This is a genomic window from Avibacterium endocarditidis, assembly GCF_965138825.1.
GTDB classification, from domain to species: Bacteria; Pseudomonadota; Gammaproteobacteria; order Enterobacterales; family Pasteurellaceae; genus Avibacterium; species Avibacterium endocarditidis.
On sequence record NZ_CBCSDH010000001.1, the window covers coordinates 179602 to 196983 of the forward strand.

Below are 17382 nucleotides of genomic sequence, written 5' to 3' on the forward strand. Positions count from 1 at the left end.
TGATAAATTATGACGAAATTTTAAAGTATATTAGCGAAATTTAGAAATAAAATGTTTGATTATATTCAAAAAGAGCTGGATAACCTCATTGATCGCGGATTTGACCGCACGTTACGTTTAGCCGTAACAGGGCTAAGCCGTAGCGGTAAAACGGCCTTTATTACCAGCCTTGTGAACCAACTTTTGCATATTAATGTGGTGGATAATGCCCATTTACCCTTATTTGATGCGGCGCGTGATAAACGGATTTTAGCCGTAAAACGCATTGAACAGCGCACGATGCACATTCCCCGCTTTGAATATGAAAACAATTTGAAATGTTTAACAGACGACCCGCCGCACTGGCCTGATTCCACCCGTGGCGTGAGTGAAACTCGCTTGGCCATTCGTTACCAACAGCGTGGCTTATGGCGTCATTTAAAAGAAACTAGCACCCTTTATCTTGATATTTTTGATTACCCAGGGGAATGGCTATTAGATTTGCCCTTGCTCGAATTAGATTTTCAACAATGGAGCGAACAACAGCGTCAGCTTATGCAAGGGCAACGCCTTGAGTTAGCGCAAAAATGGCGCGAAAAACTCGAGAAAATTGACTTATTTGCGAAAGCCGATGAAGAAGTGCTGGCACAACTCGCTAAGGATTACACGGAATACTTGCTTGCTTGTAAAGCTCAGGGCTTGCATTTTATTCAGCCAGGGCGTTTTGTTTTAATGGGGGAGCTGGAAGGCTCGCCTGCGGTGCAATTTTTCCCTTTGATTCATCTTAATCCTGAACAATGGCAAGCCTTGAAAAAAGCCGATAGCAATAGCTATTTTGCTTTTTTAACAAAGCGTTACGATTATTATTGCCAACATATCGTCAAAGGTTTTTATCGAGATTATTTTTCCACTTTTGATCACCAAGTGATCTTGGCAGATTGCCTTACGCCGCTTAATCATAGCCAACGTGCTTTTTTGGATATGCAAGAAGGTTTGCAAGCACTGTTTAAGAGCTTTCATTATGGCAAACGCACCTTGCTTAACCGCTTATTTTCACCAAAAATTGATAAATTAATGTTTCTTGCCACCAAAGCAGATCACATCACCAAAGATCAACGCCATAATTTGGTCAGCCTGCTACGTCAGCTTGTGCAAGAAGGTGGGCGTTATGTGGAATATGAAGGCATTGAAACTGCATACAGTGCCATTGCTGCCATTCGCGCCACGCAACAGGTTACGGTAAATCAAAATGGCAAGTTTTATCCTGCGATCCAAGGTGTTCGACAAAAAGATCAGCAAAAAATCACCCTTTACCCCGGGGAAGTGCCAAACCGCTTACCGAATACGCAATTTTGGCAAACCCAGCATTTTGAATTTGATCAATTTGAACCCCAGCCCCTTGAACAAGGCAACCCCATTCCTCATTTACGAATGGACGCCGTACTGCAATTTTTGCTCGCGGATAAACTGGATTGATCGCACCGCATTGATCGTAACGGAGAAAGATAACCAATGAAAAAACAAATTTTTCACACCGCACTTGAAGATCAAGAACAACAAGCCTTTGCACCGAAACAAACTTTTTCGCAAGAGAATTTAATTATTGAAGCGGAAGTGGAAGAGGAACTGGGCGATCTCGCGCCACAGTTTGAGCAAGCGGTACAACCGAAACCCCGTTGGTGGAAAAAATGGCTGGTAGGTTCTGCACTTTTTTTTGGCGGCGCAGTGATTGCGCAGTCGGTGCAATGGTTGATTGACAGCTGGCAAAATCACCAATGGATTTATTTTTCTTTTGCTGTGGCAAGTTGTTCCTTGGTGGCATTGGGAATCAGCGCGATTGTCAGCGAATGGCGCAAGCTGGTGAAGTTAAAAAAACGAATGATCTTGCAAACGCAAAGTCAAACCTTGCTTAACCGCCAATCTGTACGCCAGCAAAGTGCGGTGGATTTTCAGCGAGATTTTTCCCCAGAAGAAAGTGAAAAAGTTCAACAGCTCTGCCAAGATATTGTGAAAGCAATGGATATTTCGCCACAATCGCCAGAATTTATCCAGTGGCAAAAGCAGGCTAATGAAGGGCATTCCGCCAGTGAAACCGCCTATTTATTCAGCCAAACCGTGCTAAAACCCATTGATAAACAAGCCCAAAAATTAATTAGCAAAAATGCCATCGAAGCCGCTGCTATTGTTGCGGTTAGCCCTTTGGCGGTGGTCGATGTGTTTTTTATCGCGTGGCGAAATATTCGCTTAATCAATCAGTTAGCCAAACTTTATCGTATTGAGTTGGGTTATTTCAGCCGCCTGCGTTTATTGCGAATGGTGCTATTAAATATGGCGTTTGCCGGAGCAACGGAAGTGATCCAAGATATTGGAATGGATTGGCTTTCACAAGATGTTACGGCGAAATTTTCCGCTCGCATTGCCCAAGGTGTTGGCGTGGGGCTGCTTACCGCAAGGCTTGGCATTAAAGCCATGGAATTCTGCCGCCCGCTTGCCTTTAAGCAAGAAGAACGCCCACGTTTAAAGCATATTCAAAAAGAAGTGCTGTCGAATTTAAAGGGCTTATTGTTACCAAGTAAAAAAGCAGATTAATCGATAAAAATTGCCCCTAGCGTTGATAACTAGGACAATTTTTTTATTCATAAAATGAACCTTTAAGCATTCTCTTTTGGTTTTTTATCTTGCGGCAGAACTAAGTTCAAAATCAACGCTAATAAGGATCCCACAGTAATGCCCGAACCTAACACTTCTTTGAAAAAGTGCGGCAGTTTTTCGAGCAATTCTGGACGAGTGGTTACGGCTAAGCCACAACCAATGGAAATGGCGATGATTAAGCCGTTGCGTTTGCTGCGTTCAATGCTATCTAACATTTGAATACCTGCGGCAATAATCATTGCGAACATCATCAGCCCCGCTCCGCCAAGTACTGGCAGTGGAATTGATACGATTAACGCACCGAATACTGGGAATAAGCCTGCTAGCACCAATAATGCGCCAGTTAAGGCAACAACATAGCGGCTTGCTACGCCAGTGAGAGAAATTACACCGATATTTTGTGAGAAAGAAGAAAATGGCGTGGTGGACATAATCGCTGCAAGGGCTGAACCTAAACCATCACACAACACGCCACCGCGTAAATGTTTCCCTGTGATTTCCGTTTTCGTGGCGTTCCCCAAGGCTAAGAAGTTACCGCTTGATTCCACAATGGTCACCAAATAGGCGATGGACATACCAATAATTCCCGCAATAGGGAAAGATAAACCGAAGTGTAGCGGTTGTGGCACGGCGAAAATTTGCGCTTGTTTTACCCCATCAAAATTTACCCAACCTAGGACGAGTGCCACCACATAGCCTGTCATCATTCCAATCACAATGGCTGCGGCGGAAAAAATGCCTTTACCCCATTGCACTAAAATCACCACGATGACTAACACGAAACTTGCCATCATCAGGTTTTCTGGTGTGGCATAATTCGGATCGTTACGTTGTCCGCCAGCGAACCAATCCACCGCCACAGGAATAAGGCTAAGACCGATCATCATCACCACGGTTCCTGTTACCACAGGCGGGAATAATTTACGGATATAAGGCATAAAGAAGCTACCGATGATCATCACCAACGATCCCACGAGTGAAGCGCCTAAAATCCCTGCAACGCCATCTTCACTAAAGCCAATGGCAAGGGCTGCAGCCACAAAGGTGAAACTTGTTCCCATTACGCTTGGTAAGCGAATACCGATTGGGCCTAAACCACGGCATTGAATAATGGTTACCACGCCTGAAATAAGTAGCGCAGCATTTACTAAGGTGATGGTATCTTCGGTGGGTAATTTTAATACATTTCCGATCACCAATGGCACAGCAATAATCCCCCCTAAGGCGGCAAGCAAATGCTGAGCGGCTAATAATAGACTTAACCTGAAAGGCGGTTTGTCTTCAACGGAATAGAGTAGGTTGTTCATAAGCTTTCCTGAGTAATAAAAAATAGCGCGCATTATACTTGAAAATGGATTTTAAGCAATCGTTTGCTTTTGTGAAGCTAAAACTTAGTAAAATCGCACCGCACTTTGTTTTTCTATCTTTTATATCAATTAAGCTTTAAGCCGTTGTATCAGTTTGTTCATTGGGCGAGTAAGGGAGCAAGATAATGCAAAGGACAGCTAACTGGAGTGAAATAAATGACCTAACACCAGAGAATCAAAAATCTATAAGTTGTATAAGGGGATTATTCAGGGAATGAAAAAAATCTCACTACATTTTAAAAAGTGCGGTGAGATTTTTGATTATTTTTTCGATTAAAAAGCGTTGTTTAGCAGAAAATTACACATTAAAACGGAAGTGCATTACATCGCCATCTTGCACGATATAATCTTTTCCTTCTAAACGCCATTTGCCTGCTTCTTTTGCGCCGTTTTCGCCTTTGTATTGAATGAAATCATCATAAGAAATCACTTCAGCGCGGATAAAGCCTTTTTCAAAATCCGTATGAATAACGGCAGCGGCTTTTGGTGCGGTTGCGCCTACGGAAACTGTCCACGCACGCACTTCTTTCACCCCTGCGGTAAAATAGGTTTGCAAATTGAGTAAGGCGTAACCCGCACGAATTACACGGTTTAAGCCCGGTTCTTCAATGCCAAGATCTTGCAAAAATTCCACTTTTTCTTCATCGTCAAGTTCTGCGATTTCCGATTCAATCGCCGCACACACAGGCACAACCACCGCTCCCTCTTTGGCTGCGATCTCACGCACGCGGTCAAGATAAGGGTTATTTTCAAAACCGTCTTCGTTTACGTTAGCGATATACATTGTCGGTTTTAAGGTCAAGAAGTTATAGCTTTTAATGGCGTGTAATTCGTCTTTGTCTAAATCTACTGAGCGAATCATTCCCGCATTTTCTAACACGGGCAGAATTTTTTCCATTACGCTTAATTCAAATTTCGCTTCTTTATCGCCACCTTTAGCGCGTTTTTGTAAGCGTTGAATGGCACGCTCACAGCTATCTAAATCAGCCAGTGCAAGCTCGGTGTTGATGGTATCGATGTCTTCAGCAGGATCGATTTTCCCTGCAACGTGAACGATGTCATCATTTTCAAAACAACGCACAACGTGGCCGATGGCGTCCGTTTCACGAATATTCGCAAGGAATTTGTTGCCCAACCCCTCCCCTTTGCTTGCACCAGCTACAAGGCCTGCAATATCCACAAATTCCATTGTGGTTGGCAATACACGCTCAGGTTTAACGATTTCCGCTAATGCATCTAAACGCGGATCTGGCATTGGCACAACGCCGGTGTTTGGTTCGATGGTACAGAACGGATAGTTTGCCGCTTCAATACCTGCTTTTGTTAATGCGTTAAAAAGGGTGGATTTACCCACGTTTGGTAAGCCCACGATACCACATTTGAATCCCATAATGTTTCCTTAATTGTGTTATGTTAAAGCGTTAAGTATTTTGCGCTTTAAAGCTATTGAGTCGATTTGTTGCTTTTGTAATGCCTTCTTTGATGAGAATTTCCACGCACGCAGCGGCTTCATCTAAGGCTTTGTCAATCAGTTGCCAATCGCTTGGCGAAGGTTTGCCTAGCACATAGGCAGAAACCAGATTTTTATCACCGGGGTGTCCAATGCCTACACGCAGACGGTAGAAATTTTTATTATTACCCAGTTGAGCAATGCTATCACGCAAACCGTTATGTCCACCGTGTCCGCCCCCTTGCTTAATTTTGGCAACGCCGGGAGGGAGATCAAGCTCATCGTGAATAATCAGAATTTCTTCAGGTTTAATGCGGTAAAAATTGGCTAATGCACTCACCGCTTTACCGCTTAAATTCATAAAGGTGGTAGGAACGAGAAAACGAATTTCTTCGCCAAAAATCACCGCTCTTGCCGTTTTACCGAAAAATTTACTTTCTTCTTTCAGCTGAAAATTAAATTGACGAGCAAGGCGATCAATCACCCATTCCCCTGCATTATGGCGCGTATCGGCATATTTATCGCCGGGGTTAGCCAGCCCAACAATGAGTTTAATTTCTGACATACTTTCTTTAACTGGACAAAAAATAGTGGGCTATTGTAGCGAAAAAACAGCTACAACGCCAACACCAATACACCGCTCAAAATTAAAATTGATCCGATGATGAGTTTTAAGCTGATTGGTTCGCCTAATAGCACTACGCCTAGCACAATGGCGATGACGACACTCAGTTTATCAATCGGGGCAACCCAAGAGGCAGGGGCAAGTTGCAGGGCGCGGTAGTAACAGAGCCAAGAAAGCCCAGTAGCAACGCCAGATAATAGCAGGAAAATAAAGGGTTTGGTGGCGATATGTTGGGGCAGTTGCCATTCGTTGCGCAGAGTAATAATGCCGCCTGCAACCACAAGTACCACAATGGTGCGGATAAATGTCGCAAGGTTGCTGTTAATGCCTTCCACACCGAGCTTGCCGAAAATGGCGGTTAGCCCTGCGAAAAATGCTGAACCAATGGCGAAAATGACCCAATTCATCGATTTTCCTTATTTTTTCGTGTGTTTATCACCGCACTTTTGTTTGATATTCGCTATAATAGCAAAGTTTTTTTAGAGAAAAATACTAAGTATAAATAAAATGCCAAGTGTTAATCAAAGTGCCTTAGTGCCTTACAGTGCCAAACAAATGTATGATTTGGTGAATAATTATGAACGCTATCCTGAGTTTGTGCCGGGCTGTGTGGAAAGCCGAACCCTAAGCCGTCAGCAAAATCAGCTTACGGCAGAATTGGTGATCAGCAAAGCAGGCATTCGCCAGCGTTTTACCACGCAAAATACCATGGTGGAAAATCAGCGTATTCAAATGCAATTGGTGGAAGGGCCTTTCAAGTTTTTGCAAGGGGAATGGCAATTTACGGAAATTGATGAGCAGTGCTGTAAAATTGCCTTAAAACTGGATTTTGAATTTTCTAATCCGATTATTGCAATGGCATTCGGGCAGATTTTTACCCATCTTACCAGCAAAATGATCGATTCGTTTAAGCAACGCGCTAAGGAGGTTTACGCCTAATGTCTAAATTAAAAATTGAAATTGCTTATGCCTTGCCTGATCGTTATTTTTTGAAAACCTTGCATATGGAGCAAGGCACAACAGTGCAAACAGCGATTTTGCAATCGGGCATTTTGCATCAATTTAGTGAAATTGATTTGCGCGAAAATAAAATTGGCATTTTCAGCCGCCCTGCGAAGCTCACCGATGTGCTAGAAAATGGCGATCGCATTGAGATTTATCGCCCGTTATTGGCTGATCCTAAAGAGATCCGCCGTAAGCGTGCGGCACAGCAGCTGCAAGAACAGCAAGCGCAAAAGCAAGCTGAAAAAGAAGCGAAAAAACGCGCAAAACAATTAGCCCAAGATCAACAATCTGTATCCCAATTGGCAACACCATCTTCAACTCAAGAGGAACAAGGCGATGATTAAATTTTGTTTACCTGATCACATTAGCCCAGAACAATTTTTGACAGAATATTGGCAAAAGAAACCCTTATTAATTCGCAATGGTCTGCCACAAATTGTGGGGCAGTTTGAGCCAGAAGATATTATTGAATTGGCACAAGGCGAAGAGGTTACCGCACGCTTAATTAAGCAAAACAGCGATGAAAATTGGGAACTCAACGTTAGCCCGCTGGCAGAGGAAGATTTTGCTGATGTGCCAACACAATGGACGGTGCTGGTGCAAAATATGGAACAATGGTTGCCAGAATTAGGTCAGCTTTGGAACGCCTTTGGCTTTATTCCGCAATGGCAACGGGACGATATTATGGTGTCTTACGCGCCGCAAGGTGGCTCAGTAGGGCGACATTATGATGAATATGACGTGTTCCTTGTGCAAGGCTACGGACACCGCCGTTGGCAACTTGGCAAATGGTGCGATCCAACCACCGAGTTCAAACCGAACCAGCCGATCCGTATTTTTGATGATATGGGCGAATTGGTGCTTGATGAAGTACTTGCACCCGGTGATGTGCTTTATGTACCTTCGCGTTTATCCCATTATGGCGTGGCGCAAGATGATTGTCTAACGTTCTCTTTCGGCTTGCGTTATCCTAATTTGGCGGATATTTTTGAAAATGTGGGCAAAGCCTTTAATCAACCGAATTTAGAATTGGATCTAAGCGAATTTTTAATTCCACTGCGCCTTAGCCCAGATCTTCAACCCACAGGTTTATTGGCACAGCAAAATATCGCTACCATTAAACAACAATTTCTTGCCAGCCTTGCCGAAAGCCCGCAATTTGACGCTTTATTTAAACAAGCCTTAGCAAGCACAGTAAGTAGCAGACGTTACGAATTATTGCCAACGGAAGGGGAGTACGATCCTGACGAAGTGCGGTCGCTTTTGGAGGAAGATTGTTTGCTCTCACAAGATAATAATTGCAAATTGCTTTACACCGAGCAGCCGCTGCGTATTTATGCCAATGGCGAATGGCTAGATGAACTCAATCCCCTTGAAGCACAAATTTTAAAACGTTTAGCAGATGGCGAAAGCCTTGGCTTAGGCGATTTGCAAGCCTTAATGCTTGACGTGCAAGATAAAGAAAGCGTAATGGAATTATTGTTAGACAGCCTATGCAACTGGCTTGATGATGGCTGGGTATTGTTGGATTAAAAATGGAAAATAGTGCGATTTATTCCGTTTCACAGCTCAATCAGCAGGCTCGCCAATTATTGGAGGGGCAGCTTGGGCTAGTGTGGCTCACGGGGGAAATTTCCAATTTCACCCAACCTGTTTCGGGGCATTGGTATCTCACCTTGAAAGATGAAAATGCCCAAGTGCGTTGCGCAATGTTCCGAATGAAAAATCTGCGTGTGCCGTTTCGTCCGCAAAATGGAATGCAAGTGTTGGTGCGTGCCAGTGTGAGTTTATACGAGCCGCGCGGTGATTATCAGCTGATTATCGACAGTATGCACCCTGCTGGTGAGGGCTTGTTGCAACAGCAATTTGAAGCCTTAAAAATGAAATTGGCTGCGGAAGGATTGTTTGCGCAAAATCTGAAAAAAAATCTACCGCACTTTAGCCGCAAAGTGGGCGTGATAACTTCACCAACAGGGGCGGCGTTGCAAGATATTTTGCATATTTTACAGAGGCGCGATCCTAGCCTGAACGTGGTGATTTATCCCACCGCCGTGCAAGGCAAAGAAGCCACTGATGAAATTGTACAAATGATCGAACTAGCCAACCGCCGTCAAGAAGTGGACGTGCTTATTGTGGGACGCGGTGGCGGTTCGCTAGAAGATTTATGGTGTTTCAATGAAGAGGCGGTGGCGCGCGCGATTTTTAATTCCGTGATCCCTGTGATCAGCGCGGTGGGACACGAAACCGATGTTACCATTGCCGATTTTGTGGCCGATGTGCGTGCGCCCACGCCCTCTGCGGCGGCAGAATTAGTAAGCCGTGATCAGCAAGAATTATTGCAACAGCTTAACTATAAACGTCAGCGTTTAGAAATGGCGTTAGATCGTCTATTTAATGAAAAAAGCCAAGCCTTAAATCAGCTTGTGTGGCGTTTGCAAAATCGTCATCCACAAATTCAACTTAATCAACAAAAAGCCCAGCTAGAACAGCTTGCTTACCGCTTGCAATTTGCAATGCAACGGACAGTGGAAAAATCGCAACAGCAAATTGCCGTACAGCACCAGCGTTTGCATTTGGCTATGGAACGCAACCTTTCCGCGAAACAACAAGGATTACAGCAACTTAGCCAACGCTTGCAAAATCGCCACCCACAAAAACAGCTTAATCAGCAAAAAGCCCAGATCCAACAGCTAGGCTATGGTTTAAGGCTCGCAATGCAGCATTATTTGGCAAAAAAACAGCAAAATTTCACCGCACTTAATGAGTGGCTGAATAATAATCCGCTGCCTTATCGCTTACAAAAACAAGCGCAACATTTGCAACAATTACAAGTGCGGTTAGATTTTAGCGCAGAAAAACTGCTGACAAATAAACAAGGGCGTTTTGCCACCTTGTGCCAACGCTTGGACGGATTAAGCCCGCTAAAAATTCTTTCCCGTGGTTATTCCATTTCTGAAAATGAACAAGGCATTGCAATTACTGATACTCATCAAGTGCAAGTGGGAGAGCGGGTGAAAACACAGCTAATGAATGGCGTGATTTATAGCCGTGTTGAGCAAATCGAAAAACAAATCATCACTGAAAAATAAGGATTCTGAGAATTTTTCTTGATGGGGAAGAAAAGCTATTTTGGTGGTTTTCGCAGAGGGGTAAACCTGTGCGCAGTATAAGTATAATTGGTGAAAAAACGTCGTGTTTGGCTTTTTGAGCGAAATAACAAGGTTTATACCGTTGCGATGCTGATTCCCGAGTGTCAATGATCCACAAAACACGATGAAGGTTGTTTACATAATCGTTCATAGTTCACTTCTAAACAAAATGACTTATTGTATATGGGGTGATTAGCAATAAATTTCAAGCTAATTTGACACTTGATTTATGGTTTTTGGTAAAACGCAATTTTCTCTGATAGTATTTTTTATCATCTTAAAGAACATTCCATAGTGTATTTATTGTATTGGAAACAAGACAATATTACGAAAAAACAAAAGGGAAGTCCCCCAAGGGATTTTTGGGGCTTTCCAAGAGGAAAGGGCTTATCCGAAAAGGTCAAAGGGTTAAATGGCCATTTTTTATTCGCTATATTTTTTGCTAGATACCTTAATATTTAGATCACTGACTTGCTAGCTTTCATTAAGCTTTCACCTGCTTCAATAAGTACTCCAAGCAGTGTTCGCTGCTACCATTGTATTTTGTATCGCCTGCATCACAGGGATATATTTAGCGCAATGGTGAAGCCTTTTTGCTCCATAGTATGTTTGTAATGAGTTTCGTATTTATCGTTTGCTGTAAGCACATCGACTTTTTAGATCCAATATTCACACTGCAATCCAGCGAAGAAACGGCACTTGCCTGTTGTTGGTAATAAATACGCCAAACACTATCTGCATGAGGAATAAAGGCAACCAGTTCATTAGCCAAGACTTGCGTCAGGTAATATGTCTCATCAAGCCACTTAGCCTCACCACTCCCTTTTATCTTACGAAGTTCTGTATTACCATAACGTAAGGCTCAATTTTATCCGTATAAACATGAGTTCAAGGCAGATAAAGTGCAGCGGGTGTTTTTCTTCCAATCCCTTCATGTGAAGGATAGTTGTTGTAGCCTTGACGAAATTTATTTAGCACGCTTTGCTATCAAGTCAAATGCAACTTGAGTAATATTCGCCTTTAAACTACTATACATCCACTCGTGCCGACCATTTTGTTCAGACGCACAGGCTTAAGCCGTTCAGGATAAATCCCTAAGTCAATCCCACCATTTAGATAAGCAACTTATGCCGCCTAGTGCAATGAAGCGGAAGGTGCACCGTTATCGGAGTGGATAACAAAATATTCTACAAACTGGCACCTTTCATCGCTTTCACAAACTGAGCCAGTTCGCTTAAGCATTTTGCGTGGTTGTCTAAATTGCGTTCGATGATTTTAACCGTGGCAGAGCCAGAAATAGCCCCCGCTGCACCTAGTTGTAAGGTTTCTTTAACCTGTGGAGGTTGGGCGATGCCGAAACCTTGTAGGATTGGTGGTGCTTGGTGGGCTTTAAGTTGTTCTACTAGCGTATCTAAATTCGCTGCGTGGCTTTGGTTTTCGGCACTGGTTACCCCTGCACGGGACACTAAATAAGTGTAGCCTTCGCTGTGTTGGGCAACGCCTTGAATGGTGGCATCATCGGCATTCGGTGGGCAGATGAAAACGGGTTGTACGCCGTGTTTTTGGGCTGCACGAATATAAGGCTCGGCGGTGAGTAGGGGAATATCTGCCACTAATACCGCATCCACGCCCACTTCCGCACAGCGTTGATAGAAATGATCTAGCCCTTGTGCATAAATCAAATTAGCACAGAGCAATAAGCTGATTGGAATTTCAGGATATTTTGACCGCACTTTAGCTAGCAAGGCAAAACTTTCCGCCGTGCTACAACCTGCGTTTAATGCACGGTTATTCGCTGCTTGGATCACGGGGCCGTCTAATAAGGGATCAGAAAAAGGGAAGCCTAATTCAAGTGCGTCTGCGCCGTTATCCACAAGGGTACAGATAATTTCAAATGAGCGATCGAAATCAGGATCGCAGAGGGTTACAAATGGCACGAATGCCCCTTGCTGTTTGGTGTTAAGTTGGGCGAATAAGGTTTCAAAACGGCTCATTAGATTTTCCCCTTTTCCGTTAAAATTTTGTCCACAGTGAAAATATCTTTATCACCGCGTCCCGATAAATTCACGACAATGAGTTGTTCTTTTTCTGGATTTTGTTGGATTAATTTCAACGCATAGGCTAAGGCGTGCGAGCTTTCCAACGCGGGGATAATGCCCTCGTGCTTCGCCAGTGCTTGGAATGCGTCAAGGGCTTCATCATCGGTAATGCTTTCATATTCCGCACGCCCGATAGCGTGCAAATGGGCGTGTTGTGGCCCTACGGAAGGAAAATCTAAGCCCGCTGAGATGCTGTAGGATTCTTCGATTTGCCCATCTTCTGTTTGCATAATTGGCGATTTCATTCCGAAATAAATCCCCACTTTGCCGTGGCGAAGTGGCGCACCGTGCTGCCCTGTGGCAATGCCTTTGCCCGCTGGCTCAATGCCGATTAAACGCACATTCGCCTCATCAATAAAATCTGCAAACATTCCGATAGCATTTGAGCCACCGCCCACCGCCGCGATAATCACATCAGGCAAACGTCCTTCTTTTTCCAAAATTTGACGTTTGGTTTCTTCCCCGATCATCTTTTGGAACTCACGCACGATAGTTGGGAAAGGGTGAGGCCCTGCCGCCGTGCCAAGTAAATAGTGAGTGGTATCATAATTAGCCGACCAATCCCGCATCGCCTCGCAACAAGCGTCTTTGAGCGAGCAAGATCCTTTCTCCACCGGCACGACTTCCGCCCCCATTAGACGCATACGGAACACGTTTGGCGATTGGCGTTCCACATCTTTTGCCCCCATATAAATCCGACAAGGCATATCCAACATTGCACAAGCAAGTGCGGTGGCAACCCCGTGCTGACCAGCCCCTGTTTCGGCGATAATGCGCGTTTTGCCCATTCGTTTAGCGAGCAAAATTTGCCCTAAAACTTGGTTGGTTTTGTGCGCACCGCCGTGTAATAAATCTTCCCGTTTTAGGTAAAGTTTGGTTTTTGTGCCTTTGGTAAGATTACGGCACAGCGTCAATGCCGTAGGGCGTCCTGCGTAGTTTTTCAGTAAATCTTGAAATTCTGCTTGAAATTCGGGATCGGCTTGTGCTTCCACAAAGGCTTGTTCCAGCTGTTTTAGCACTGGGACTAAAATTTCTGGCACATACATTCCGCCAAATTCGCCGAAATAAGGATTAAGTTGCGTTTCTGACATAATCGTTATTGTTCCTTTTACTTAATAATCTAAAATTTGTTTAAATAATTGCGCTAATTTAGTGGCATCTTTCACGCCTGCGCTGCTTTCTGCCCCTGAATTAATATCCAACCCTAAGCAATGTTGCGATAGGGCAAGGGCTAAATTTTCCTGATTAATGCCGCCAGCGAGCATTGCGTTATCTTTGATTTCAGCAGGAATGAGCGACCAATCAAAGGCTTGCCCCGTGCCGCCTTGTTGATGCGCGAGCTGGCTGTCTAACACATAGCGATCAACTTGAGAAATTGGCTCAATTTTCACCGCACTTTGTTTTTCTAAGGGAACAGAAACGGCTTGCCAAATTTGACATTGGGCAGGTAGCTGTGAGCGAAGTTGTGCGATAAATTCCGCATTCTCACTACCGTGTAACTGCACCGCAAAGAGATTTAACTGCGAGGCGATTTTTACAATAAAATCAATCTCTTGATTTTGAAATACGCCGACAAAACGCAACGGTGCTTGCGTCACAAGTTCTTGCGCTTGGCGCAACGAAAGTTTGCGTTTTGAGCTTTCCGCAAAAATCAATCCGCCATATAATGCGCCTTGGTTGTACACCGCTTGCACATCTTGCGGACGAGTTAAACCACACACTTTATTTTCGCCAAAAATCACCGCTCGCACCGCATTATTCAAATCAAGGCTTCCCATTAGGCTGCTGCCGATTAAAAAGCCGTTTACATAAGGTTTTAATTGCTGAACTTGTTGATGGGAATAAATGCCCGATTCACTAATCACAACGCGATCGGCAGGAATTTGGCGAGCGAGCGGTGGCGTGCGACCAAGATCCACAGAAAGATCGTGCAAATCACGGTTATTGATGCCAATCACTTTCGCATTCAAAGCAATGGCACGTTCTAATTCTTGCTGATTTGAGGTTTCCGTCAGCACACCCATTCCCAATTCGTGGGCTAAATCGGCGAGCTGGACATAGGTTTCATCGTCAAGCACGGAAAGCATTAGCAAAATAGCGTCTGCTTGGTGATAACGTGTCAGATACACCTGATAAGGGCTTATCATAAAGTCCTTGCACAGCACAGGCTGGCTGACTTGATTGCGTACTTGCGCAATGTAGGCAAAATCCCCTTGGAAATATTTTTCGTCCGTCAGCACAGAAATGGCTGCTGCATAATGTTTATACACTTGAGCGATTTCATCAAGGTTAAATTTCGCGCGGATTAAGCCTTTAGATGGCGAAGCTTTTTTACATTCTAAAATGTAAGCAGGGCGTTGATGCGTGCCTTGTGCCAACGCGTGATAAAAAGAGCGGTTGGATTTTTCAAGTTTTTTTTCAAAATCCTGCAAAGGGAACGCGCGTGATTTCGCGTCCACCCATTGCGCTTTATCTTGCACGATTTTCTGTAAAATCGTTGGTGTTTGGTTGTTGATGCTCATTGTTTTTTCTCTTTCTTATTTTACCGCACGCAATGCGACTAAGGTATCAAAGGCTTTGCCTGTGGCAAGTACATCAAGCACTTTTTCAACGTTTTGTTTGAGATCCTCATAGCCGAATAATTTCATTAGTAGTGCGGTGTTTATTGCGACCGCTTGGGCGTGTTCGGCCTTGCCTTTACCTTGTAAAAGTGCGGTTAACATTTTGGCATTTTCTTCAGGTTCACCGCCACGTAGGCTTTCTAATGGTTGTGGCTCAAAGCCGAAATCATAAGGGGTTAAATGATAATATTCAATCTGTCCATCACGAATTTCCGCTATTTCTGTTTTACCGTGAATGGCCACTTCATCTAAGCCAGCACCGTGTACCACAATGCTGTGTTTATGCCCCAATCGCACAGCGGTTTCTGCATAAGGCTGAATGAGATCAGGCGAATAAACCCCTAATAATTGATGTTTCGGGCGTGCGGGGTTACACAATGGGCCTAAAATATTGAAGATGGTACGCGTTTTCAAGGCTTGACGCACTGGCACGGCGTGTTTAAATCCAGGGTGATATTGTTGAGCGAAAAGGAAGCAAATGCCAATATCATCAAGGGCTTGGCGGGCTTTTTCCGTAGGAATATTCACATTCACACCTAACGCGGTTAGCACATCACTTGCCCCCGTTTTACTCGATACACTACGGTTGCCGTGCTTCGCCACTTTCAAGCCACAAGCTGCACCAACAATAGCGGAAGCGGTGGAAATATTAATGGTGTTTGCGCCATCGCCACCCGTGCCGACAATGTCAGCAAAAACATAATCAGGCGTTGGAAAAGGCTGAGCGTTGGCTAATACTGCATTCACAGCACCGCTGATTTCTTCGGCGGTTTCACCGCGTAATTTCAATGCGATTAAGGCGGCGGCGAGCTGTTCGTTACTCAATGCCCCTTGTAATACCGCATTAAAGAGCGTTTCTGTTTGGGCTTGATTTAACGGTTGTTTATCAAAAAGTTGGCTGAGAAGTTGTTCGGTTTGCATAGGGTATTCCTTTGAATTTTGTTAATTTTATTTTAAATTTTTATCGTATATATCTATTTTAGGTTTTCGCCCTAAGGGCGACCTACTTTTATTCGATAGTTCGTAATACGAACTATCTCACCTTATTAGGTCGTTGCTGAAGCAACGTTCAAAAAGTTTCACTTTTTGTCTTTGCTTGTGCAAAGCAAAGTAGGCAAAAGACAACGCAAAGCGTTGAATGTTACCGAAGGTAACAGCCCGTAGGGTGAGCGAAGCGAATAATGCACACCCTACAGTCTTGCTATTATTCGCAAGTTCACCTTGTTCACTTGCTCACCCTATTGGGTCGTTGCTAACGCAACGCTCAAAAAGCTATGCTTTTTTGTCCTCATTCCAGTTAAATTTTTCGGACGGCGAAAAAATAGATTTTGTTTCGCTTCGCTACACAAAATTACAATTTTTTTCGCCTAAAAATTTAACTTCCATTCGGGCAAGACTGAAGGGAACCCGAGAGTGCATTATTTAACACTTTATAATAATCAAAATGCAAAATTATTTAGCGATAAATGCTATAAGTTAGATCTTTCGCCTCATCGCCCGTCATTCCACGGAAGCCCCAGCAGTGGGCGGGTTGTTCGTGGATGGTAATTTCAACATCAATCGGTGAGATACCGAGTTTATTTTCTAATTCACAAAACAGCATTTTGATTAGTCGTTTTTTGGTAAATTCCGTGCGACCTTGCATTAAATTAATTTCAATGGCAGTGAAATTTTCGCTTCGCCCACTAGGCAGGTATAAATCTTCTGCCTCCGCACCTTGAAAGTAAATAAAATGCTTGCCTTTGGGAATGTCCATTTCTAAGTTTAGGCAATGGTAAATAATCTCTGCCAGTTGTGTTTTGCCTGCGGCAATATGCTCTTTTAATCCATAAACAATAATCATCGCCTTATCCTTAATCGCGGTGAAGCAACCAGTTTACCGAGTTTTCTAACAATTTCCCCCCTTGCACGGTGAGAATGCTTTCGGGGTGAAATTGAAAACCACAAATCGGCAGGGTTTTGTGGCGAATTGCCATAATAATGCCTTGATATTCGGCATTCACCACAAATTCATCGGGCAAATTTTCCCCCATTAAGGAATGGTAACGTGCCACAGGCATTGGGTTGTTTAAGCCTGCGAACATTGCTTGTTCATCGTGTTGAATGTTAGAAACTTTGCCGTGTAGCACTTCGCCAGAATGCACCACATCACCGCCAAAGGCTTCGATCAGTGCTTGATGCCCTAAACAGATGCCGATCATCGGCACTTTTCCTTTTAGGCGTTGAATGAGCGGGAGCAAAATGCCCGCTTCTTGCGGATTACCCGGCCCTGGCGAAAGGGCAAGAATGCTGTTGGGCTGTAATGCCATTTTTTCCACTAGCTCAATGTCGCAATCGTTACGGTAAATTTGCACTTGGTGTCCGAGCGTGCGGAATTGATCCACCAAGTTATAAGTGAAGGAATCGAAATTATCTAAAAATACAATATTTGCCAT

General features: G+C 43.9%; 15 protein-coding genes and 1 pseudogene. 6 read left to right on the forward strand and 10 right to left on the reverse strand.

Features of this window, described 5'->3' with window-relative positions; all coding sequences use genetic code 11:
- Nucleotides 1–51: 51 nt before the first annotated feature.
- A complete protein-coding gene (locus tag ACNAV8_RS00825) occupies nucleotides 52–1455 on the forward strand; it encodes a YcjX family GTP-binding protein (RefSeq protein ID WP_103854921.1) in 1404 nt (467 codons plus the stop codon).
- Nucleotides 1456–1491: 36 nt separating this feature from the next.
- The gene (locus ACNAV8_RS00830; protein ID WP_415777036.1) at nucleotides 1492–2568 is read left to right on the forward strand and encodes a TIGR01620 family protein; all 1077 of its coding nucleotides are present in this window, start codon (nucleotides 1492–1494) and stop codon (nucleotides 2566–2568) included.
- 62 nt (nucleotides 2569–2630) lie between these two features.
- Here the strand turns inward: ACNAV8_RS00830 and ACNAV8_RS00835 are convergent, their stop codons facing one another.
- The 4 genes from ACNAV8_RS00835 to ACNAV8_RS00850 form a co-directional block, all read right to left on the reverse strand.
- The gene (locus tag ACNAV8_RS00835; RefSeq protein WP_415777037.1) at nucleotides 2631–3938 is read right to left on the reverse strand and encodes a nucleobase:cation symporter-2 family protein; all 1308 of its coding nucleotides are present in this window, start codon (nucleotides 3936–3938) and stop codon (nucleotides 2631–2633) included.
- Between the two features lie 358 nt (nucleotides 3939–4296).
- Nucleotides 4297–5388, reverse strand: a complete 1092-nt coding sequence (gene ychF / locus ACNAV8_RS00840; RefSeq protein ID WP_415777038.1) for a redox-regulated ATPase YchF — start codon at nucleotides 5386–5388, stop codon at nucleotides 4297–4299.
- 31 nt (nucleotides 5389–5419) lie between these two features.
- A complete protein-coding gene (gene pth / locus ACNAV8_RS00845) occupies nucleotides 5420–6013 on the reverse strand; it encodes an aminoacyl-tRNA hydrolase (protein WP_415777039.1) in 594 nt (197 codons plus the stop codon).
- 50 nt (nucleotides 6014–6063) lie between these two features.
- Nucleotides 6064–6480 (reverse strand): EamA family transporter, encoded by a 417-nt coding sequence (locus ACNAV8_RS00850; protein ID WP_103854683.1) that lies wholly within the window; start codon nucleotides 6478–6480, stop codon nucleotides 6064–6066.
- 100 nt (nucleotides 6481–6580) lie between these two features.
- Here ACNAV8_RS00850 and ACNAV8_RS00855 point away from each other — a divergent pair, with 100 nt between their 5' ends.
- From ACNAV8_RS00855 to xseA, 4 genes and pseudogenes are all read left to right on the forward strand, one after another.
- Nucleotides 6581–7012, forward strand: a complete 432-nt coding sequence (locus ACNAV8_RS00855) for a type II toxin-antitoxin system RatA family toxin (protein WP_103854682.1) — start codon at nucleotides 6581–6583, stop codon at nucleotides 7010–7012.
- A pseudogene (locus ACNAV8_RS00860) lies at nucleotides 7012–7287 on the forward strand (RnfH family protein); the annotation flags it as partial. The gene ACNAV8_RS00855 and the pseudogene ACNAV8_RS00860, both read left to right, overlap by 1 nt.
- Before the next feature lie 127 nt (nucleotides 7288–7414).
- A complete protein-coding gene (locus ACNAV8_RS00865; protein WP_103854681.1) occupies nucleotides 7415–8611 on the forward strand; it encodes a ribosomal protein uL16 3-hydroxylase in 1197 nt (398 codons plus the stop codon).
- Between the two features lie 2 nt (nucleotides 8612–8613).
- Nucleotides 8614–10167 carry an exodeoxyribonuclease VII large subunit gene (xseA, locus tag ACNAV8_RS00870; RefSeq protein WP_415777040.1) on the forward strand — a complete coding sequence of 518 codons (1554 nt, stop codon included), beginning with the start codon at nucleotides 8614–8616 and terminating at the stop codon, nucleotides 10165–10167.
- Between the two features lie 1247 nt (nucleotides 10168–11414).
- On the opposite strand, the gene trpA is transcribed toward xseA, so the two are convergent.
- From trpA to ACNAV8_RS00900, 6 genes are all read right to left on the reverse strand, one after another.
- Entirely contained in the window at nucleotides 11415–12221 is an 807-nt protein-coding gene (trpA, locus tag ACNAV8_RS00875) for a tryptophan synthase subunit alpha (RefSeq protein ID WP_103854678.1), read from the reverse strand.
- Nucleotides 12221–13417 carry a tryptophan synthase subunit beta gene (gene trpB, locus ACNAV8_RS00880; RefSeq protein ID WP_415777041.1) on the reverse strand — a complete coding sequence of 399 codons (1197 nt, stop codon included), beginning with the start codon at nucleotides 13415–13417 and terminating at the stop codon, nucleotides 12221–12223. The genes trpA and trpB overlap by 1 nt, the downstream gene beginning before the upstream one ends.
- Nucleotides 13418–13438: 21 nt before the next feature.
- Nucleotides 13439–14848 (reverse strand): bifunctional indole-3-glycerol-phosphate synthase TrpC/phosphoribosylanthranilate isomerase TrpF, encoded by a 1410-nt coding sequence (trpCF, locus tag ACNAV8_RS00885; RefSeq protein ID WP_415777042.1) that lies wholly within the window; start codon nucleotides 14846–14848, stop codon nucleotides 13439–13441.
- A 15-nt stretch (nucleotides 14849–14863) separates the two neighbouring features.
- On the reverse strand, nucleotides 14864–15868 hold the full coding sequence (gene trpD / locus ACNAV8_RS00890) for an anthranilate phosphoribosyltransferase (RefSeq protein WP_415777043.1): 1005 nt from the start codon (nucleotides 15866–15868) through the stop codon (nucleotides 14864–14866).
- A 535-nt stretch (nucleotides 15869–16403) separates the two neighbouring features.
- Nucleotides 16404–16790 carry a tautomerase family protein gene (locus ACNAV8_RS00895; protein ID WP_415777044.1) on the reverse strand — a complete coding sequence of 129 codons (387 nt, stop codon included), beginning with the start codon at nucleotides 16788–16790 and terminating at the stop codon, nucleotides 16404–16406.
- Nucleotides 16791–16800: 10 nt separating this feature from the next.
- On the reverse strand, nucleotides 16801–17382 hold the full coding sequence (locus ACNAV8_RS00900) for an aminodeoxychorismate/anthranilate synthase component II (protein ID WP_103855942.1): 582 nt from the start codon (nucleotides 17380–17382) through the stop codon (nucleotides 16801–16803).